This is a genomic window from Mesoflavibacter zeaxanthinifaciens subsp. sabulilitoris (assembly GCF_014191595.1).
GTDB classification, from domain to species: Bacteria; Bacteroidota; Bacteroidia; order Flavobacteriales; family Flavobacteriaceae; genus Mesoflavibacter; species Mesoflavibacter zeaxanthinifaciens.
The window spans coordinates 1-20,099 of sequence record NZ_JACHWV010000005.1 but is presented as its reverse complement, the minus strand read 5'-3'; the positions used below and the strand labels follow the sequence as shown (position 1 = coordinate 20,099).

21 protein-coding genes are annotated in these 20,099 nt (G+C 31.6%); 20 read left to right on the top strand and 1 reads right to left on the bottom strand.

Annotated elements, in window-relative coordinates; translation table 11 throughout:
- Window positions 1-9: 9 nt before the first annotated feature.
- The 19 genes from gcvH to tsaB all read left to right on the top strand — a co-directional run bounded on the left by gcvH (window position 10) and on the right by tsaB (window position 16,688).
- Window positions 10-390, top strand: coding sequence for a glycine cleavage system protein GcvH (gene gcvH, locus FHS04_RS08360; RefSeq protein WP_106677472.1), 381 nt, complete (start codon window positions 10-12; stop codon window positions 388-390).
- Window positions 383-748 (top strand): VanZ family protein, encoded by a 366-nt coding sequence (locus FHS04_RS08355; protein ID WP_146131293.1) that lies wholly within the window; start codon window positions 383-385, stop codon window positions 746-748. Before gcvH ends, FHS04_RS08355 begins: the two co-directional genes overlap by 8 nt.
- Window positions 749-805: 57 nt before the next feature.
- Window positions 806-1,528 (top strand): energy transducer TonB, encoded by a 723-nt coding sequence (locus FHS04_RS08350; protein ID WP_106677476.1) that lies wholly within the window; start codon window positions 806-808, stop codon window positions 1,526-1,528.
- 110 nt (window positions 1,529-1,638) lie between these two features.
- On the top strand, window positions 1,639-2,448 hold the full coding sequence (locus tag FHS04_RS08345; RefSeq protein WP_106677478.1) for an energy transducer TonB: 810 nt from the start codon (window positions 1,639-1,641) through the stop codon (window positions 2,446-2,448).
- Between the two features lie 111 nt (window positions 2,449-2,559).
- Window positions 2,560-4,695 carry a gliding motility protein RemB gene (locus FHS04_RS08340; protein WP_106677480.1) on the top strand — a complete coding sequence of 712 codons (2,136 nt, stop codon included), beginning with the start codon at window positions 2,560-2,562 and terminating at the stop codon, window positions 4,693-4,695.
- Window positions 4,696-4,803: 108 nt separating this feature from the next.
- The gene (gene cyoE, locus FHS04_RS08335) at window positions 4,804-5,697 is read left to right on the top strand and encodes a heme o synthase (protein WP_027879438.1); all 894 of its coding nucleotides are present in this window, start codon (window positions 4,804-4,806) and stop codon (window positions 5,695-5,697) included.
- A 3-nt stretch (window positions 5,698-5,700) separates the two neighbouring features.
- A complete protein-coding gene (locus tag FHS04_RS08330) occupies window positions 5,701-6,285 on the top strand; it encodes a cytochrome c oxidase subunit 3 (protein WP_027879437.1) in 585 nt (194 codons plus the stop codon).
- Between the two features lie 109 nt (window positions 6,286-6,394).
- Window positions 6,395-7,399 (top strand): cytochrome c oxidase subunit 3, encoded by a 1,005-nt coding sequence (locus FHS04_RS08325; RefSeq protein ID WP_106677482.1) that lies wholly within the window; start codon window positions 6,395-6,397, stop codon window positions 7,397-7,399.
- A gap of 21 nt (window positions 7,400-7,420) precedes the next feature.
- Window positions 7,421-7,801: a cytochrome C oxidase subunit IV family protein gene (locus FHS04_RS08320; protein ID WP_027879435.1), complete on the top strand. Its 381-nt coding sequence runs from the start codon at window positions 7,421-7,423 to the stop codon at window positions 7,799-7,801.
- A gap of 90 nt (window positions 7,802-7,891) precedes the next feature.
- A complete protein-coding gene (locus FHS04_RS08315; RefSeq protein ID WP_106677484.1) occupies window positions 7,892-8,611 on the top strand; it encodes a hypothetical protein in 720 nt (239 codons plus the stop codon).
- Window positions 8,604-9,350, top strand: coding sequence for an SCO family protein (locus FHS04_RS08310; protein ID WP_106677486.1), 747 nt, complete (start codon window positions 8,604-8,606; stop codon window positions 9,348-9,350). The genes FHS04_RS08315 and FHS04_RS08310 overlap by 8 nt, the downstream gene beginning before the upstream one ends.
- A 55-nt stretch (window positions 9,351-9,405) precedes the next feature.
- Window positions 9,406-9,951: a DUF420 domain-containing protein gene (locus tag FHS04_RS08305; RefSeq protein WP_106677488.1), complete on the top strand. Its 546-nt coding sequence runs from the start codon at window positions 9,406-9,408 to the stop codon at window positions 9,949-9,951.
- A gap of 83 nt (window positions 9,952-10,034) precedes the next feature.
- On the top strand, window positions 10,035-10,262 hold the full coding sequence (locus FHS04_RS08300; protein WP_106677490.1) for a hypothetical protein: 228 nt from the start codon (window positions 10,035-10,037) through the stop codon (window positions 10,260-10,262).
- Between the two features lie 110 nt (window positions 10,263-10,372).
- Window positions 10,373-11,074: an ABC transporter ATP-binding protein gene (locus FHS04_RS08295; protein ID WP_027879430.1), complete on the top strand. Its 702-nt coding sequence runs from the start codon at window positions 10,373-10,375 to the stop codon at window positions 11,072-11,074.
- Window positions 11,067-12,296 (top strand): ABC transporter permease, encoded by a 1,230-nt coding sequence (locus FHS04_RS08290; RefSeq protein WP_027879429.1) that lies wholly within the window; start codon window positions 11,067-11,069, stop codon window positions 12,294-12,296. Before FHS04_RS08295 ends, FHS04_RS08290 begins: the two co-directional genes overlap by 8 nt.
- A 1-nt stretch (window position 12,297) precedes the next feature.
- Entirely contained in the window at window positions 12,298-13,539 is a 1,242-nt protein-coding gene (locus tag FHS04_RS08285; protein ID WP_027879428.1) for an ABC transporter permease, read from the top strand.
- Window positions 13,540-13,569: 30 nt separating this feature from the next.
- On the top strand, window positions 13,570-14,691 hold the full coding sequence (locus tag FHS04_RS08280) for an efflux RND transporter periplasmic adaptor subunit (protein ID WP_106677493.1): 1,122 nt from the start codon (window positions 13,570-13,572) through the stop codon (window positions 14,689-14,691).
- Window positions 14,675-16,012, top strand: coding sequence for a TolC family protein (locus tag FHS04_RS08275; RefSeq protein ID WP_181256109.1), 1,338 nt, complete (start codon window positions 14,675-14,677; stop codon window positions 16,010-16,012). The genes FHS04_RS08280 and FHS04_RS08275 overlap by 17 nt, the downstream gene beginning before the upstream one ends.
- Before the next feature lie 4 nt (window positions 16,013-16,016).
- The gene (tsaB, locus tag FHS04_RS08270; RefSeq protein WP_106677497.1) at window positions 16,017-16,688 is read left to right on the top strand and encodes a tRNA (adenosine(37)-N6)-threonylcarbamoyltransferase complex dimerization subunit type 1 TsaB; all 672 of its coding nucleotides are present in this window, start codon (window positions 16,017-16,019) and stop codon (window positions 16,686-16,688) included.
- On the opposite strand, the gene FHS04_RS08265 is transcribed toward tsaB, so the two are convergent.
- Window positions 16,689-17,498 (bottom strand): mechanosensitive ion channel family protein, encoded by an 810-nt coding sequence (locus tag FHS04_RS08265; RefSeq protein WP_106677499.1) that lies wholly within the window; start codon window positions 17,496-17,498, stop codon window positions 16,689-16,691.
- 199 nt (window positions 17,499-17,697) lie between these two features.
- Here FHS04_RS08265 and FHS04_RS08260 point away from each other — a divergent pair.
- Window positions 17,698-20,099 (top strand): choice-of-anchor L domain-containing protein (locus tag FHS04_RS08260; protein WP_183408371.1); only part of this gene is annotated, 2,402 nt, incomplete at its 3' end.

Below are 20,099 nucleotides of genomic sequence, written 5' to 3'. Positions count from 1 at the left end.
AAATAAAAGATGAATATTCCAGCAGATTTAAAATATACTAAAGACCACGAATGGGTTAAAATTGAAGGCGACCAAATAACAGTTGGTATTACAGATTTTGCTCAAAGTGAGTTAGGAGATATAGTTTACGTTGAGGTTGAAACTTTAGACGAAACTTTAGATGCAGAAGAAGTTTTTGGAACAGTAGAAGCAGTAAAAACAGTATCAGACTTATTCTTACCTGTAGCAGGAGAGATTGTTGCTTTTAATGATTCTTTAGAAGACGAACCAGAAAAAGTAAACACAGATCCTTACGGAGATGGTTGGATGATTAAAGTAAAAGTATCTGATGTATCATCATTAGATAACTTACTTTCTGCAGAAGATTATAAAGCCATAATTGGTGCGTAAATTATTAGTATTACTTAGCATAGGTTACTCAATTGTGCTTACAATATTAAGTTTATTGCCACAAGTAGGACCAAGTAATATGCCAAGTAATAGTGATAAAGTATTTCATGCAGTTGCTTATATGTTTTTTACCATGATTTGGTATCTAACACTAAAACAAAGTTATTTTTTAAAAAAAGCTTTAAGTAAAGCAGTTGGATTAGCCATAGTTTTTGGCATAATTATTGAAATATTACAACACACATTAACACAGCACAGAGAAGCAGATATTAAAGATGTAGTAGCCAATATAATAGGAGCTCTTTTAGCTGTATTGATTATTAAATTAGCGTTAAAAATGAAAGTTAAAAACAACTAATACCTTGTTTTTTTAGTAAATAAATAGTTATTTTAGCATTCAGTAAAAATCACAAACATGGAACCAAAGAAAAATCCAGAAGCAAATGTAGGTCGTAACAGTAGTCTATATCTAGCAGTAGGTTTAGCACTTATGATGTTTATTTCGTACACAGCGATTAATCATAAAACATATGACAAAGAAGCAATTGACATTGGTCAATTAGATCTTGGTGAAGAAATAGAAGAAGAAATTCCAATTACTGAAATACAAAATACACCGCCACCACCACCGCCACCACCAGCAGCTCCAGAAGTTATTGAAGTTGTGGAAGATGAAGAAGAAGTGGAAGAAACAGTAATCGAGTCTACAGAAACAACTCAAGAAGAAGTAATCGTAGAGGTTGAAGAAGTAGAGGTAGAAGAAGTAGAAGAGGTAATAGAAGATGTACCATTTTCTATCATTGAAAACGTACCAGTATTTCCAGGTTGTGAAAAAGGTAACAACGATACTAAGAAAAAATGTATGTCTGATAAAATCAATAAGTTTGTACAACGTAACTTCAATACAGACTTAGCTCAAGATTTAGGTTTAGATTCAGGTATTAAAAGAATCTTTGTATCATTTAAAGTAGATACACAAGGTAATATCGTAGGAATTAGATCGAGAGCTCCGCATCCAAGATTAGAACAAGAGGCTGCAAGAGTAATCCAAAAGTTACCTAAAATGAAACCTGGTAAGCAAAGAGGTAAGCCAGTAAATGTACCTTACTCTTTACCAATTACATTTAGAGTAGAATAGTTAAAAAACTATCATATATTAAAAATCCCGTTACAATTGTAACGGGATTTTTGTTTTTGGTATGTTTATTGTAACATTTTCATAATATTAACATTTAAACTTTATTAATTATGAAAAATCTTAAAAAAGAGCACAATCTCACTCGCCAAAATGAGAAAAGTGTGCAGCATTCACAAAAACATGATGCAAATTTACAAAAAAACTCAACGTTGTATTTTCAAGTGGGTTTAATTCTTTGCTTATTGGCTGTTTATGGCGCTTTAGAAATGCGTTTCGAATCAACAGATTTAGCTATTGTCGAAAATTCTGTAGTGCCAGAATTTGAAGAATACACTTTAGATCAAAAAAAGTATGTTGTTGAAGATGCAGTTAAAACTGAAGAACCGCAACCAAAAGAGCAACCAAAGGAATTGATTGATTTAAAAGAAGTGCCTGATGATACTCCTGATGAAAAAATCACAAAGAATATTGTTACAGAAACAAATGTAAAGACTAAACCAATTGATTTAAACCCTGACGATTTAAATGTTGATGAACCAGAAGAAGAAATTGAAAAAATTTTTAATGTAAATTTGGTTGAACAAGTACCAATTTACCCAGGTTGTGAAAGTGAAACCACTAATAATGGGCGAAAAAAATGTCTATCAGATAAGCTCTCCAAATTAGTTAGAAAAAAGTTTGATACTGGTCTTGGTAGCGAGTTAGGTTTAAACGAAGGTATTCAAAAAATCTATGTGAATTTTAGAGTTGATAAAGCTGGTAATGTTCAAATTTTAAAGACACGTGCACCACATCAAGATTTAGAAGAAGAAGCTAAACGTGTGGTTAGTAAAATACCACAAATGAAACCTGGTAAACAAGGTGGAAAAGAAGTTTCGGTTTTATATACCTTACCTATAATATTTCAAGTAAGATATTAAACAGATACTATCATTTTTTAAAAGTCGTTATCGTAATAGATAGCGACTTTTTTCGTTTAAAGCTGTTTTAAAAAAAGCATTATCTTTCAGCAAAATTTAAACCCAAAATAAATGAAGTCATTCATTTTAACCCTATTCACTTTAGTAACGTGTTCAACCTACGGACAAAACAATACTTTTATAAGTAAACCACCAGTTTTTAAAAATTGTAAAAATCAAGAAGATAGTTCTCAACTTAATTGCTTTAATCAAGAGGTTTTTAATTTTATATTTAAAAATTTTCAAACTCCGGAAGATATTGATTCTAATTATAAAGGTGAAATAGTTGTAGTTTTTGAAGTCACAGAAAAAGGAACTTTTAAAACAGTTTTTGTAGAAGCAAAACATAAATCTTTAAAGAAAGAAACGCAACGTGTTTTTAATCAGTTTCCTCAAATAGAACCAGCAACTTACAACGGTAATCCAACGTTTAGACAATATTCTATGTCTATTTATTTGCCATTAAACGAAGCTAATAAACCTTCAGATATTGAAGATTTTAGTGTTAATAACAATAATAATCAATCTAAAACTAATGAAATTGAGCAATTAACAGCTTTAGAAAAAAAGGCGAAAGCCGAATTTGATAGCGTACAAAAAGCAGTAACAAAATATCAAAATAAAGAATATAACAGTCAAATATATATCCCATTTAGTCATGAAAACTATTTTCGTTTTGACCGTTCGATGAATTTAGTAGGTACCAATAGTCACACAGCATCAAAACCATTTATGTACGAAGATGTTAAAAATTATTACGATTTTGAAGCAGAAAATGAAGCTTTAAAACAAGATAGACGGACTTGGGCAGGACAAAAGTTATGGAATGAGCATTTAGTGCAATTACAAGGTAAAGAGTATTGGTTTACTGTAGATCCTGTTTTTGATTTACAATTAGGTAAAGATACTGATGCAGATTTTGATTACACGTATAACAATACACGTGGAGTTTATATACAAGGTGGATTAGGTAATAAGTTTAGCTTTTCTGCAACGGTTTACGAAAATCAAGGTCGGTTTGCACAATACGTTAATCAATATGCAGAAAGTTTAAAGGCGTTTGGTCCTGATCCTGCCATAATACCTGGTCGTGGTATTGCAAAACGATTTAAAGATGATGCTTATGATTATCCTGTAGCAGAAGGATATTTGTCATATTCACCTGCAAAATTTATTAATGTTCAGTTTGGGCATGGCAAACAATTTATTGGCGACGGTTACCGTAGTTTACTACAAAGTGATGTAGCAAGTCCTTATCCTTTTTTAAAGTTGAATACTAAATTTTGGAAAATTAAGTACACCAACACTTGGACCTGGTTAAAAGATGTAAGACCAGAAGCGGTAGTAGATGATGCATTTAGAACAAAATATATAGCAAATCATTACTTAAGCTGGAATGTCTCAAAAAAATTAAACATAGGATTATTTGAATCTGTTATTTGGGAAAATACTAACGATAGAGGCTTTGATGTTAACTATTTAAACCCAGTAATTTTCTTTAGAGCGATAGAATTTGAAACTGGTCAAGGTGCAGGTAATGCTATTTTAGGAGCTTCAGGAAAGTATAAATTTAATGATAATGTAAATGTTTATGGACAATTTATTTTAGACGAATTTTCTTTAAATGATGTGAAAGCAGGAGAAAAAAGCTGGAAAAATAAGTTTGGGTTTCAATTAGGCGCTAAATATTATAACGCTTTTAAAGTAAAAAACTTAATGCTTCAAGCAGAATATAACCAAGTAAGACCGTATACATATTCTCATAATACAATTGTTCTAAATTACGCACATAACAATCAACCTATGGCTCATCTTTGGGGCGCAAATTTTAGAGAGTTAGTTTTAATTGGACGTTACCAAAAACAACGTTGGTTTGGAGAAGTTAAGGTTATTACTGGTGTTAGAGGTTTTGATTACAATAACCAAACAGATAACTTTAGCTATGGTGGCGATATTTATAGAGATTATAATGACAGACCATTTGATACAGGTGTAGAAATAGGTCAAGGTATAAAAACAACATCTATAAATGCAAGTGCTCAATTAGGATATTTAGTTAATCCAGCCTCTAATTTAAAAGCATTTGTTAATGTAAACTACAGAAATTTTAATCCAGAAGGAGAAACATTAAACGTTTATAATAACAGTACTGTTTGGTTTAACTTTGGTTTAAGAACAGACTTATTTAATTGGTATTTTGATTACTAAAAACATTTAAAAGTATCATATTAAAACCTCAAGTTAAAAACCTTGAGGTTTTTTTATGCTAAATAATCAATTAGCAGTATCTTTGCGCAAGCAAAAAACTAAGCTAAAATTTTGAGTACAACAACTACGGTCGTAAAACATACAGCAATTTCAGATTTTAAAGAAATTACAAAAATGCGTTTGTCTCTAAGCGTAGTTTTTTCATCTATTGCAGGTTATTTACTTGGTGCAGATACAATAAGTGTAAAAGTCTTAATTTTATTAGCTCTTGGTGGTTATTTTATGGTTGGAGCAAGTAATGCTTTTAATCAAATTATAGAAAAAGATTTAGATGCTTTAATGCATCGCACAAAAAATAGACCAGTTGCTTCAGGAAGAATGACTGTAAACACAGCATTTATAATTGCTTGCGTTTTTACTATTTTAGGTATAGTTATTCTTTATACTATTAATCAGCAAACAGCAATGTTTGGTGCTATTTCAATATTTCTTTACACAAGTGTTTACACACCTTTAAAAACAAAAACACCTTTATCAGTATTTGTAGGAGCTATTCCAGGAGCTATTCCATTTATGTTAGGTTGGGTAGCGGCAACAGATCATTTTGGTATAGAACCAGGAACTTTGTTTGCACTTCAATTTTTTTGGCAATTCCCTCATTTTTGGGCAATAGGCTGGTTTTTATTTGAAGACTATAAACGTGGTGGGTTTTTTATGTTACCTACAGGAAAACAAGATAAAGGAACAGCAATTCAAGTCATATTATACACTATTTGGACTATTTTAGTTTCAATAATTCCAGTTTTTGGTTTTACAGGAAAATTAGAATTATCGATAGTAGCAGCAATTATTGTTTTTGCATTAGGTTTAGTAATGTTATACTACGCTATACTTCTTTATAAGAAAATGACCGAAAAAGCGGCAAAACAATTAATGTTATCTAGTGTACTTTATATAACAATTATTCAAGTTATTTACGTCGTAGACAAATTTTTAAGATAAACAATGGATTTAACCGAAGGAACAATTCAAGAAAAACACAGAAGATCAAGAAAAATGATGCTATACTTTGGTATAGGAGCATTAATTATGTCTTTTGCAGGTTGGACTAGTGCATTTATAGTAAGTAGTTCTAGACCAGATTGGTTATCAGATTTTGTAATGCCTCAGCCTTTTTGGACTAGCATTATAATTATGATAATTAGTAGTGTAACTTTTATAATAGCTAGAAAAGCTTTAGAAAAAAATAATAAATCATTAACAACTGTAATGCTAGTAGTTACATTTGTTTTAGGGCTATTATTTGTTTTAAATCAAATTAAAGGATTTAATCAAATTATAGACATGGGATATAATTTTACAGGACCAACAAGTAATGTAACGGTAAGCTATATCTATCTTATAGCAGTGGTACATATTATTCATGTTCTTGCAGGATTAATACCAATTTTAGTAGTAATAGTAAATCATTTAAGAGGAAAATATACCTCAGAAAATTATACAGGTTTTGAATTAGCCGAAATATTTTGGCATTTTGTAGACCTATTATGGCTTTATTTATTCTTCTTCTTATATTTTTTCTTAAGCTAAAAATTGGCGTAAAACCTTATTTAGACGCGTTAAAATTTAGCGGAAGCAATTTTTTTAAGTCAATAAATTGATTATTTTTGTCACACTTTTTAACAACTAATTTAACACTATGAGCACGACAGTTGCAACTACCAATACAGAAGGTAAAACTTGGAGTGGTGGAAATGAGCCACTTAAAGCAAGTTATGGTAAAATGATGATGTGGTTTTTTATCGTAACAGATGCCCTTACTTTTTCTGCGTTTCTAGCAGCTTACGGATTTTCAAGATTCAAATTTATAGACTCTTGGCCAATAGCAGATGAGGTTTTTACTCACGTACCTTTCTTACACGGTCAGGAATTACCTATGATTTATGTGGCGTTTATGACGTTTATATTAATCATGTCTTCTGTAACAATGGTATTAGCGGTAGATGCTGGTCACCATATGAAAAAGAATAAAGTAACTTGGTATCTTTTCTTAACAATTATTGGTGGTATCATCTTCGTTGGTTCTCAAGCTTGGGAATGGGCAACATTTATAAAAGGAGATTATGGTGCTGTTCAAACAAAAGGAGGAAACATTTTACAGTTTGGAGAATATAAAACAAACGAAAACGGAGAACAAGAATTTAAAAGAGTAGCAGTTAAAGATTTTGTTATAGTATCTCCTACAGAAAGAACTAATCACGAGCGTAAAAACGGACTTTGGTTTGTAGATGAAGGTACATTACCTCCTTATCAAATCAAAGATGTCGTTGCTGGTTTAGAAGCTAATCCAAATATTTTAGTAAGAACTCAAATTTTAAATGAAGAAAGAGAAAAAACTGTACTTTCTCGTGAAGAGTCATTAGCAGCTATCAAAAATAACGGTAAGCGTGTTGTAGAAGGTGCAAACTTAGAAGTTAATGAATATGGATCGCCATTATTCGCAGATTTCTTCTTCTTTATTACAGGTTTTCACGGTTTTCACGTACTATCAGGAGTAGTAATTAATATTATCATTTGGTTTAATGTTATTTTAGGAACTTACGAAAGACGTAAAAGCTACGAAATGGTTGAAAAAGTTGGTCTTTACTGGCACTTTGTAGATTTAGTTTGGGTATTCGTATTTACATTCTTCTACTTAGTATAATTTAATAGAAAAAGATTTATCATGGCAGATACACATAAATTAGAAATATTTAGAGGACTTATCAAGTTTAAGTCTAACACTCAAAAAATTTGGGGCGTATTAATCTTACTATCTATTGTTACAGCTGTAGAAGTTGTCTTAGGTATTTACAAACCAGAAGCTTTAGAATCTCACATATTAGGGATGAAAGGTTTAAACTGGATCTTTATCATTTTAACAATAGTAAAAGCATATTACATTACTTGGGACTTTATGCACATGCGTGACGAAACACCAGGGTTAAGACGTGCAGTTGTTTGGACAGGTGTATTCTTAATCTGTTACCTAGTATTTATTTTATTACAAGAAGGTGGATACGTTTATGATGTTTATGATAATGGTTTTATTAAAAGAGATTTCTAATATAGAAACTTAACATAAATTATAGTAAAAAAGGTGGCTTTATAAAGCCACCTTTTTTTATTTTTGCATAACTAAATACATTTCATAAAAATGACGAAGAAAAATATAAAAAAAGGAGCTATACTAAGTATTCTATTCTTTCTACCAGTTATTTTTCTTTTGTTTCTGTATCCATCTACAAATAATTATAATCCATTAGATGTAGTGCATGAAGATGTTTTAGATTTTTCTAATCTTTCTTCAGCAAAAACAGACATAAATCTTAAAGATCACATAACAGTTTTAGGTTTTTTAGGAGAAGATCCAGAATCAAAAATTGTAGAAACTTCAAATTTAAAAGAGCTTATTTATGATAAGTTTCAAGGGTTTAAAAAGTTTCAAATTGTGATGATTGTAGCAGAAGGTACAGAAGATAAAACAGAACGATTATCTAAAGAGCTATCTAAATTTGAACCTTTAGAATATTGGCATTTTGTTTCACTAAACAATTCAGACATAAAAAAACTGTTTAATAGTTTAAGATCAAGTCAAGTTTTAGACTATAATCATGCTATTAGTAATGTTTTTATAGTAGATAAAGACCTAAACCAAAGAGGACGATTTGATGATAGGTCAAAACGAGAAATTAAAAGAGAAGAGAAGCCATATATTTTAACTTCATACAATGCAACAATGGTTTCTGAGTTAAAAAATAAATTAGCAGCAGAAGATTTGCGAGTACTTTTTACAGAGTACAGACAAAAACGTAAAGGCGAATTTAACTCAACAGTTAGAAGAGCAGAAGATTTAAAAGGAGAGCAAAATGAGTAAAAAAGCAAACTATTCATACGTAGGAATATCGTTTATTATTTTACTGTTTGGAATTATTTTTATTCCAAAAATTGTAGACAGAATAACTAACAAAGATGTAAATCGTACCTATGAAAGTAGATCAGGAAGTATATTAAAAAATCCTTCAGAAGTAGATAAAAAAGATCAAGCTTTAGAGTATTTGGTTATTAATGGTAAACGTAAAAAGGTGCCAGAATTTAGCTTTACTGATCAAAACGGAAACACAATTACTAACAAAGATTACTTAGGTAAAGTTTATGTGGTAGAGTTTTTCTTTACAACATGCCCAACTATTTGCCCAAGAATGAATAGAAATTTAGTCGAAGTTCAAAATACTTTTAAAAACGAAGATAACTTTGGTGTAGCGTCATTTAGTATAATGCCAGAGACAGATACGCCAGAAAAATTAAAAGAATATGCCGAAAACTACGGAATAACAAATCCTAATTGGCATTTAATGACAGGAGATAAACAAGATATTTATAACTTGTCAAATATTGGATTTAATATCTTTGTAGATGTAGAAAATTTTGAACATTCAGGAGATTTTGCTTTAGTAGATAAAAACGGATTTTTACGATCTAGAAAAGACAACTTTGGTAACCCAAAAATCTTCTACAAAGGTGTAATTAGCGAGCAAGAAAAAGTAGACGAAGATGGCAATCCGCAAGAAATCTCAATGCTTAAAGAAGATATTGCCAAATTATTAAAAGAATAAATAAACATCACTTCCAGTGATTTTGAGCTACGAAAAATTGTATCGAGAAGAAAACATGAGCACAGAAAACCTACAAGAAGAAAAAAAGTACAACAAATGGATTGTTGCACTTTCGGTAATTATCCCATTAGCTGTAGCAGCATTATTTGGTATAAAACTTAAAGATTTTGGTATAGATGTAGAGCCATTAACTTTTTTACCTCCAATTTATGCCGCTATTAATGCAGTAACAGCAATAGTTTTAGTGTATGCTGTAATTTCTATTAAAAAAGGACAACGCAAACAACACGAAAATTTAATGAAGTTTGCCATAACGCTTTCAGTGTTATTTTTAGTCATGTACGTAGCTTACCATATGACTAGCGACTCGACCAAATTTGGAGGAGAAGGTGCTATAAAATATATCTATTACTTTATTTTAATAACTCACATTGTATTGTCTGTTGCAGTAATACCATTTGTGTTAATTACATATGTTAGAGCCATTACAAACAATTTTGAAAGACATAAAAAAATAGCAAAAATTACTTTTCCGTTGTGGCTATATGTAGCAGTTACAGGAGTTATAATTTATATAATGATTTCACCCTATTATGTTTAATTTGTCTGTTCGAGCGCAGTCTTAATGATTTCACCTTAATAAGCAAAATTGTCATTCAGAGCGTAGCGAAGAATCTTATAATTATGAAAACTAAATTATTCTTTTTTATTTTTTCTCTTTTCTTTTTTCTAAAAAGCAACGCACAATGCGCTATGTGTCGTGCTGTTTTAGAAAACGAAGAAGGGCAATCTGCAGCAAAAGGCATTAACGACGGTATTATTTATTTAATGTCTATACCTTATATCTTAGTATTTGGTTTAGGTTTTTTTGTGTATTGGAAATATTTTAGAAAGAAAAAAGTAGAGGCTTAAAATCTCTAAATCAACTTTTAACAAAATATTTAAAAAAAAATTGTAACAAATCTTGTCCTTTGTAGTCTAATTGATAATGAGTAACTTAAATCAATCAAAAACCATCAATTATGCTCACCATAAAAAAACTACACAAGTCTTACCCAATTGGGGATTCTAGTCTACATGTTTTAAAAGGAATTGATTTACAAGTCGAAGAAGGCGAAATGGTAGCCATTATGGGTTCTTCTGGTTCAGGAAAATCTACGTTGCTTAACATTATTGGTATGTTAGACGAAGCTGATGAAGGAGAATATATTTTAGATGGTGTACCAATTAAAAATCTTACAGAGAAAAAAGCAGCCATATATCGTAATAAATTTTTAGGATTTATATTTCAGTCGTTTAACCTAATTAGTTACAAAAACGCTTTAGAAAATGTGGCACTTCCATTATATTATCAAGGTCAAAAAAGAAAAGACCGTTTAGAAAAAGCTTTATTTCACCTTGAAAAAGTAGGTTTAAAAGAATGGGCACATCACTTACCTAACGAGCTGTCTGGAGGGCAAAAACAACGTGTAGCAATTGCGCGTGCTTTAGCAGCTAACCCAAAACTATTATTAGCAGATGAGCCAACAGGAGCTTTAGACACCAAAACATCTCATGAGATAATGGATTTTATCCAGTCTTTAAACGATGAAGGAAAGACTATTCTTATGGTAACACACGAAGAAGATATTGCTAGTATGTGTAAGCGTATTGTACGTCTTAAAGATGGTGTGATTATGGAAGACACATTTGTAGAACAAGTAAGAGCTTCTCAATATGTTTGATATAGATCTTTGGCGCGAGATATTTCAAAGTATCAACAAAAACCGAACTAGAAGTTTGTTGTCTGGTTTTACGGTAGCGTTTGCCATTTTATTATTTGTTATACTTTTTGGGATTGCTAACGGACTTAAAAATACGTTTGCAGAAGCATTTGTAGATGATGCAGCCAATTCTATTTTTATCAATGCAGGTATGACTACTAAAGCCTATAAAGGATTGCAGTCAGGTAGACGTATTCAACTTAAAAATGAAGATCAAAACTTTATTGAAGACGAGTACGGTAATAAAGTTCAATACATCACTTCTAGAATTTATAAAAATGTCAACGCCTCATTTCGTAACGAAAAAAACAGTTACAATTTAAGAGCAGTAAATCCTGATCATCAGTTTTTAGAAAAAACAATGATAAGAGATGGACGTTACATAAACCAATTAGATATAGATAATAAGTCTAAAGTTGTTGTTATTGGTCGTTTGGTAGAAGAAGATTTATTTTTAAAAACAACTGCTTTAGGTAAATATATAAACCTAAGTGGTATACCTTATAAAGTTGTAGGAATTTTTACAGACGATGGTGGCGATAATGAAGAACGAATGATTTATATGCCTGTATCTACCGCACAACAAATTTATGGTAATAACGATTATATAGATCAGATTAACCTAGGCTACAATCCAGAATTAGATTACGATCAAGCTATAAACTTTGGAAGACAATTAGAAAACAAATTAAAGGAACGTTTTACAGTGTCTCCAAAAGATCAGCGTGCCATTAGAGTACGTAATATGGCAGAAGGGACAAAGCAAGTTGGTATGATGACTTTTGGACTAACTGTTATAATTATAGTTATTGGTTTTGGTACACTAATAGCAGGTGTTGTTGGTATTAGTAATATCATGATATTTATAGTTAAAGAACGTACTAAAGAAATAGGTATACGTAAAGCACTTGGGGCATCACCACGATCAATAGTTTCAATAATTTTAATAGAATCTATCCTAATTACAGCAATTGCTGGTTATGTAGGATTGTTAATTGGTGTTGGTGTTTTAGAATTTGTTGGACCAATTTTAGAGCCTTACTTTATTAAAGATCCAGGTGTAAGTACCAGTTTGGTTGTAAGTGCAACCATTACGTTAATTATTGCAGGATCTATAGCAGGATATTTACCAGCAAAAAAGGCATCAAAAATAAAACCAATAGTAGCACTTAGAAACGATTAATATGAAGTTTTTATTCGAAAGAGATACTTGGCAAGAAGTGTACGAAAGTTTAAGCAAAAATAAACTTCGTACCATATTAACCATGGTTGGTGTTTGGTGGGGAATTTTACTCCTTATCGGTTTACTTGGTGCTGCACGCGGATTAGAAAATTCGTTTAACAGATTATTTGGTGACTTTGCTACAAACAGTGTATTTGTTTGGGGACAAAGTACAAGCAAACCTTTTAAAGGTTTTCAAGAAGGAAGACAAGTACAATTACAATTATCTGACGCTAAAAAAGTAGAAGAAAATGTAGAAGGGATTGAGTTTGTTGTACCTCGTAATCAAAATCAAGCACAAGTTGTTAGAAATTTTTTATCAGGGACATTTAGTTTAAATGGAGATTATCCTTTATTAGATAAAGTACAGAAGAAAAAGCTAATTCACGGTAGATTTATCAATCAAAATGATATAGATAATAATAGAAAAGTTGTTGTGATTTCAGAAGAAGTCTATAAACAATTATTTGAAAAAGATGCTGAAATGATTGGCGAATACGTTCAAATAAACGACATGAATTTTAAAGTGATTGGTATGTTCCAAAACGGAAATGTAAATATGGGACCAACCAGTGATATGCACATACCGTTTACAACATTTCAGCAAATCTATAATTTAGGAGATAGAATTGGTTGGATGATGATTACCGGTAAACCAGAATATGATATCGCTCAAATAGAACAAGACGCAAAATTATTACTGCGTAATCTAAATAGAATTCACCCAGAAGATAATCGTGCTTTTGGTAGTTTTAACTTAGGTAAAGAGTTTAAAAAAGTAACAGGCTTTTTAGTTGGTATGCAGTTTTTAACTTGGTTTGTAGGTATAGCAACATTAATTGCAGGTGTTTTTGCAATTGGAAATATTTTGCTAATTACGGTTAAAGAACGTACTAAAGAAATAGGTGTAAGACGCGCATTAGGTGCAACACCTTTTGAGATAAAACGACAAATTTTAGTAGAAGCCGTTTTCTTAACCATATTTGCAGGAATATTAGGAATAATTTCTGGAGGTTGGATATTAATAGCATTAGATGCAGCTTTTGGACAAGGTGATGAAGCTGTTATAGTAAACGCTTCAGTCTCTATAGCAGTCGTTTTTATAGCATTAATTATACTTGTTGTTTTAGGAACATTAATAGGACTAATACCAGCATTTAAAGCCACAAGTATAAAACCAATAGAAGCATTAAGAGAAGAATAAACTAAACAATCAAAATTAATAATCAATACAATGAGTAAAACAGCAAAAATCCTAATTAGCGTCATAGTAATAGTATTACTGCTAGCTGTAGTTTTAAAGTATTTTAATAACGCTAATTCTAAAGCTATTGAAGAGTTTAAAGTGGAAGAGCCATTTTATACCTCAATTAACACTAAAGTTGTCGCAACAGGAAAATTAAATCCAGAGGAAGAAATTGAGCTTAAACCTCAAATCTCAGGAATCGTAGATAAAGTGTTAGTAGAAGAAGGAGATATCGTAGAAAAAGGAGATTTAATTGCAAAAATTAGAGTCGTTCCTAACGAGCAAAATTTAGCAAGTGCAAGCAGTCGTATTGCATCAGCTAAATTATCTATGAATAATGCTGAAACACTGTACAACAGAAACAAAACTCTTTTTGAAAAAGGAGTAGTTTCTAAACAAGATTTTGAAAATAGCGAGCTGTCTTACAACCAAGCTAAAGAAACTTATAACCAAGCTTTAAACGATTATCAAATCATAAAACGCGGATCGTTATCTGGCGGAAGTAGTGCAAACACAAACATTACTGCACAAATTGCAGGAACAATTCTAGAAATCCCAATTCGAGAAGGTGACCAAGTCATTCAAAGTAACAACTTTAATGCAGGTACAACTATTGCTACTATTGCAGATATGAGTAAAATGATTTTTGAAGGAAAAGTAGACGAAGCTGAAGTTGGTAAAATAGAAGAAGGCAAAAAGATAAAAGTAGTTTTAGGAGCTTTAAACGAAAAAGACTTCCCTGCAACTTTAACCTTTGTAGCACCTAAAGGAATAGAAGAAAATGGTGCAGTACAATTTACTATTAAAGCAGATGTAGATGTAGAACAATCTACAAAAATTAGAGCAGGTTATAGTGCTAATGCAGAAATAGAAATGGAAAGCAAAGACAGTATTCTTTCAATTAAAGAATCATTACTTCAGTTTGATAGAATAACAGAAAAGCCATTTGTTGAAAAACAAAAAGAAGACGGCACTTTTGAAAAAGTAGATGTAGAAACTGGTATATCAGACGGTATCAATATCGAAATTACTGAAGGTGTAAGCGAAGGAGATAAAATAAAAGTGTGGAATAAAGCATCAAAAGATAATAATGATGGAGGTAACAACTAAGATAAAACAACTAGCCCTAGCAGGATTGCTGTTAGTAGGATTATCTGCTTCAGCACAACAAAAAAAATGGAGTTTACAAGAGTGTGTAGATTACGCTCTTGAAAATAACATAACCATTTTACAAGGAGAAAATTCAATATTAAATAACGAGCAAAATATAGATGCTGCAAAAGGACAGTTTTTACCAAGCGTGAGTGGTTTTGTTGGACACACATTGTCATTAGGTAACAGAGAGTTATTTCCTGGTCAATTTGTAGACCGTACAGATAACTCAACTAACGCATCGATTAGTTTAAATCAAACTGTTTTTAATGGATTTAGATTAACAAATCTTTACAAACAATCTCAATTAAATTTAGAAACATCAAAGTTAGAACTTAACAGAATTAAAGATGATATTTCTTTAAATGTGGTTAATGCTTATCTTAATGTATTATTTAATATAGAAAATCTTGAAATAGCTAAAGCGCAATACAGTTTTAGTAAAAAACAATTAGATCAAGTAAGAGATTTAGTAGATGCAGGTGTGCAACCACAAGCCAATGTTTATGATGCAGAAGCAACATTAAGTAGCGACTTACAAAGTGTTACAGTTGCAGAAAATAATTACGAGCTAGCATTACTTTCTTTATCTCAATTATTACAATTACCTTATGAAGGTTTTGAAGTAGAAGTTATAGAGTTAGATAACCCTTCATCAGAGTTAATGTATAATAACGCTAGTCCTATAGTTTCTTATGCTCTTGATAATAGATACGAAATTAAAGTAGCTCAAAAAAACATTGAAAACTCTGCTTTAAATACAGAAATATCTAAGAGTGGATATTTACCAACAGTTTCATTTAACTACGCATTTGGATCTAATGTCTTTTTTACAAATCTTATAGACACAGAAGATTCTTTTTTCAATCAGTTAAATAACCAAAAAGGACATAGATTTTCTTTAAATGTAAGCGTTCCAATATTTTCTCAGTTTCAAAATAAAACCAATGTCGCTAAAGCAAAAATTCAAGAAGAAAATGCTCAGCTTAATCTTAAACAAGCTAAGTTAGATGTAGAAGCAAATGTACAACGCGCTTTTACAGACGCTAAAGCTGCTTTAAGAGCTTATGAAGCTGCAAAGTCTAGTTTGCAATCTCAAGAAATAGCATTTCAAAACTCACAAGAACGATATGACATAGGAGCAATGAATGCTTTTGATTTAGAACAATCAAGATTAAGATTGGTCAATGCAGAATCATCTTTAATTAATGCTAAATACGATTTTATTTTTAAAACAAAAGTGTTAGATTTCTACCTTGGTAAACCAATAACTCAGTAATACTTTGGCATACATCCTAAACATAGAAACTGCAACAACAAACTGCTCGGTATCTGTTGCAAAAGACGGTAAAACTATAGCTTTAAAAGAAGACTATGACAACGGTTATAGTCATGCAGAAAAACTTCATGTTTATATAGATGAAGTTTTAAAAGAAGCACAAATCGAAAAGCAACAATTAGATGCAGTTGCGGTTAGTAAAGGACCAGGTTCTTATACTGGTTTGCGTATTGGTGTATCAGCAGCAAAAGGATTGTGCTTTGCGTTAGAAGTTCCTTTAATTGCTGTATCTACTTTAGAGGCTTTAGCACATCAAGTTGAAGCTGAAAGCGGCTTAATTGTACCAATGTTAGATGCGAGACGCTTAGAAGTGTATTCAGCAATTTTCAATTCAGATTATCAAGAGGTAAGAGCTATTGAAGCTCAAGTTTTAGATGAAAATTCTTTTTCAGAATATTTAAAAGATAATAAAGTTTACTTTATAGGAAACGGTGTAAAAAAGACAATGGATTTAATTAAAAGTGAAAATGCATTTTTTATAGAAGAAAAACTACCTTCTGCAAATGAAATGAGTGCATTGTCTTTTGAAGCCTATAAAAAAAGCAACATACAAGATGTTGCTTATTTTGAGCCTTTTTATTTAAAAGATTTTATTGCTTTAAAATCAAAAAAGTAATTAGTTTTCTTTGTGTATTTCTACTTGATGTGGATATGGTATTTCTATACCAGCAGCATCTAGTGCTTCTTTAGTGTTTTCCATAGTTTCAAAATATACATCCCAGTAATCTTCAGTCTTACACCAAGGTCTTACAGCAAAATTTACAGAGCTATCTGCTAGTTCTAAAACGTTAACTGTAGGAGCTGGTTGTTGTAGTACCTTCGGGTTATCAGTAATAACTTTCATTAAAACCTCTTTAGTTTTTTTAATGTCAGAATCATAACCAACTCCAAAAACCAAATCCACACGTCTTGTACCTTCCGTAGTGTAATTAACAATGTTTCCATTAGATAATGCACCGTTTGGGATGATAATTTCTTTGTTAGAAAGACCTATAAGTTTGGTGGTAAATATTTCGATTTCTTTTACAACACCTATTTCACCTTGTGCTTCAATTAAATCACCAATTTTAATTGGTTTAAAAATCATCAATAAAACACCGCCAGCAAAGTTACCTAAAGATCCTTGTAAAGCCATACCTACAGCTAAACCAGCAGCTGCTAAAATTGCAGCAAAAGAAGTAGTTTCTACACCTAATTTAGATAGAATAGCTAGGATTAGTAAGATTTTTAAAACCCAACCTAAAAAATTTACAAGAAACTTTTTTAAGCTTTCGTCATACTCTCTTTTTTCCATAAATTTTTTAGTAGAGCTTAGAAGTTTTTTAATAATCCATGACCCTACAACCCAGATAATAATTGCTGCGATTATTCTTAATCCATAATCAGTAGCGTACTTAATACCTGTATCAATCCATTCTTCTTTCATAAATAAAATTTTAATTGTTTAACTTTAAATTCAAAGTTAGGAATTTATTGCTCTAACTTGTTTTATATTTGATAAAACTATTCAAATAGTTAAAAAGCGATTTTTATCGATGAAATAGTTAAATTATCAGATTTATTAGGCAAAATTTATGCGATGTCGTAAATTCAAACACATTTTTAACAAATTCTTTACAGTAAGCATGAAGAAATTTTTACTATCGTTATTCTCTTTTTTCTTGGTAATCTTAGGATGGGCACAAGATATTAATATGCAAAACGGAACGTTTAACCAATGTTCGGGTGTTTTTTATGATTCTGGAGGACCTTCATCTAACTATGCAGATGATGAAGATTTTGTTATAACTATATGTCCAGATGGACCAGAACAATTTATTCAATTAGACTTTACTTTATTTAGTACTCAGGTTAGTTTAGATGTCATGACTATTTATGATGGAGACGATATTACAGCTCCTGTAATAGGTAGTTATTCTGGTGGAGGAGCTGCAAATAACCCAGGTACTGTTTCTGCGTCACCAACTAGTGCTACAGGTTGTATTACTATTCAGTTTACTTCAGATAGTGGAGCTAACACTTTAGGATGGGCAGCAAATATTTCATGCTTACAATCTTGTCAAACTATAACGCCTAGTATAGATTCAACAGATCCTGTTGCAGATGGAACTGGTGTTATTCAAATTCCCTTAGGCGGTACAGTGTTGTTTGATGGAAGTGCAACGTTTGAAGATGATGGTACTGGTGCTACTTATAATTGGAATTTTGGAGATGCAGGTGTAGCTTCAGGACAATCAGTTAGTCATACATATAATAACTTAGGGACTTTTACAGCTACATTAACGGTTACAGATACAAATCCAACAGGATGTTCTGCTTCAACATCCGTTACAGTAGAAGTGCTTAGTCCATATATAGATGTAGATCAAACAACTTATACCGTAGACCAATTAGTTACAGATGTGTTAATAGATAGTCCTTGTGCTGCAGTATCAAACATTAACTGGAGTACAGGATCAAATTATGGTCAAGAAAACGGAATAGGTTATTTTTCTGCTATACCTGGTGCGTTTCCATTTGAGTCTGGTATTGTTTTAAATTCAGGAGATGCAATGGAAGCAGAAGGACCAGAAACCGGTACGCAAAGTAGTGGTGGATGGCCAGGAGATGCCGATTTGGAAAATGCAATTCCTGCTTTAAATGCGAATGATTCAAATGATGCTAGTTTTATCCAATTTGATTTCGTACCTATTGCTAATTCAATAAGCTTTGACTTTTTATTTGCGTCAGAAGAATATGGTGGTTTCCAATGTAGTTTTACTGATGCATTCGCTTTCTTACTAACAGATTTGACTACTGGAGTAACTACTAATCTTGCATTAGTACCAGGTACAACAGATGTAGTATCTGTATTTACAGTTCGTGATAATACTTATAATGGTGGATGCCCATCTGTAAACCCAGGATATTTTGATTCTTATTATGGCCCAGGTGGAGAACCTCTAAATAATGACCCTATTGACTTTAGAGGCTACACTAGATCAATGACGGCTTTTTCAAACGTAACACCTAACAATAATTATCGTATTAAATTAGTTATTGCAGACGCGTTTGATAGTGCATATAATGCTGCTGTATTTTTAGGAGCAGGTTCTTTTGACTTAGGAGGAGATTTAGGTGATGATGTAACAATTGATGCAGGAACTGCAATTTGTGGAGGAAATCCTATTACATTAGATACAGGACTTACAACAGCTACACATACTTGGTATTTTGAAGGAAATCCTATAGCGGGAGAAACAGGACCAACTATAGATGTTTATCAAGAAGGAAATTATAGTGTAGATATTGTGTATTCAGCTTCTTGTCAAACTTCAGATTCTATTTATATTGAATTTTTGCCTAGCCCTACTGTTGAAAATACAATAGACTTAATACAATGTGATGTGTTTTCTTCAGATGAGACATTTGATTTAACGGTTAATGATGCTGAAGCTATTGGTACTCAAGATGCTTCTTTGGTTAATGTTAGTTATCATAATTCTCTAACAGATGCTCAAAACGATACTAATCCAATTACGACGCCCGATAATTATATAACTTCAGGTCCTTACCCAGAAACTATATTTGTAAGAATAGAAGATAGTGCTTCTGAAACTTGTGTAGGTACTGATAGTTTTACTTTAGATATTTATTCCTTATCAATCAATCCAGCGTCAGATATGGTAGTTTGTGATGATCCGAGTAATGATGGTGTAGAGCCATTTGATTTAGAGAGTCAGACGCCATTTATATTAGGTACTCAGCCAGCTTCAGATTATGTAGTGACGTATCATAATAGTTTTGCAGAAGCAGATTCAGACACAAACGCATTAACGAGTCCTTATGTAGGCGGACCAAACGAGCCAATATATGTAAGAATAGAGGCATCGGGAGATGCGACGTGTTATAGTGCAACTGCGATGCCATTATTTAATTTAATAGTAAATGCCAATGACGATTCAAGTTTTACAGCGACACCAACGTGTGATGGCGCAGTAATGAGTAATGTCGTAACGCCAGGCGGAACTTTTGCATTAACAACCAC

Bases quoted from the DNA above. Each gene is read 5' to 3' on its own strand.
- FHS04_RS08340 (WP_106677480.1), top strand. From the start codon at position 2,560: ATGAAGTCATTCATTTTAACCCTATTCACTTTAGTAACGTGTTCAACC.
- FHS04_RS08295 (WP_027879430.1), top strand. From the start codon at position 10,373: ATGCTCACCATAAAAAAACTACACAAGTCTTACCCAATTGGGGATTCT.
- FHS04_RS08280 (WP_106677493.1), top strand. From the start codon at position 13,570: ATGAGTAAAACAGCAAAAATCCTAATTAGCGTCATAGTAATAGTATTA.
- FHS04_RS08265 (WP_106677499.1), bottom strand. From the start codon at position 17,498: ATGAAAGAAGAATGGATTGATACAGGTATTAAGTACGCTACTGATTAT.
- FHS04_RS08320 (WP_027879435.1), top strand. From the start codon at position 7,421: ATGGCAGATACACATAAATTAGAAATATTTAGAGGACTTATCAAGTTT.
- FHS04_RS08285 (WP_027879428.1), top strand. From the start codon at position 12,298: ATGAAGTTTTTATTCGAAAGAGATACTTGGCAAGAAGTGTACGAAAGT.
- FHS04_RS08290 (WP_027879429.1), top strand. From the start codon at position 11,067: ATGTTTGATATAGATCTTTGGCGCGAGATATTTCAAAGTATCAACAAA.
- FHS04_RS08305 (WP_106677488.1), top strand. From the start codon at position 9,406: ATGAGCACAGAAAACCTACAAGAAGAAAAAAAGTACAACAAATGGATT.
- FHS04_RS08310 (WP_106677486.1), top strand. From the start codon at position 8,604: ATGAGTAAAAAAGCAAACTATTCATACGTAGGAATATCGTTTATTATT.
- FHS04_RS08275 (WP_181256109.1), top strand. From the start codon at position 14,675: ATGGAGGTAACAACTAAGATAAAACAACTAGCCCTAGCAGGATTGCTG.
- FHS04_RS08345 (WP_106677478.1), top strand. From the start codon at position 1,639: ATGAAAAATCTTAAAAAAGAGCACAATCTCACTCGCCAAAATGAGAAA.
- FHS04_RS08325 (WP_106677482.1), top strand. From the start codon at position 6,395: ATGAGCACGACAGTTGCAACTACCAATACAGAAGGTAAAACTTGGAGT.
- FHS04_RS08330 (WP_027879437.1), top strand. From the start codon at position 5,701: ATGGATTTAACCGAAGGAACAATTCAAGAAAAACACAGAAGATCAAGA.
- FHS04_RS08315 (WP_106677484.1), top strand. From the start codon at position 7,892: ATGACGAAGAAAAATATAAAAAAAGGAGCTATACTAAGTATTCTATTC.
- FHS04_RS08300 (WP_106677490.1), top strand. From the start codon at position 10,035: ATGAAAACTAAATTATTCTTTTTTATTTTTTCTCTTTTCTTTTTTCTA.
- gcvH (WP_106677472.1), top strand. From the start codon at position 10: ATGAATATTCCAGCAGATTTAAAATATACTAAAGACCACGAATGGGTT.
- FHS04_RS08350 (WP_106677476.1), top strand. From the start codon at position 806: ATGGAACCAAAGAAAAATCCAGAAGCAAATGTAGGTCGTAACAGTAGT.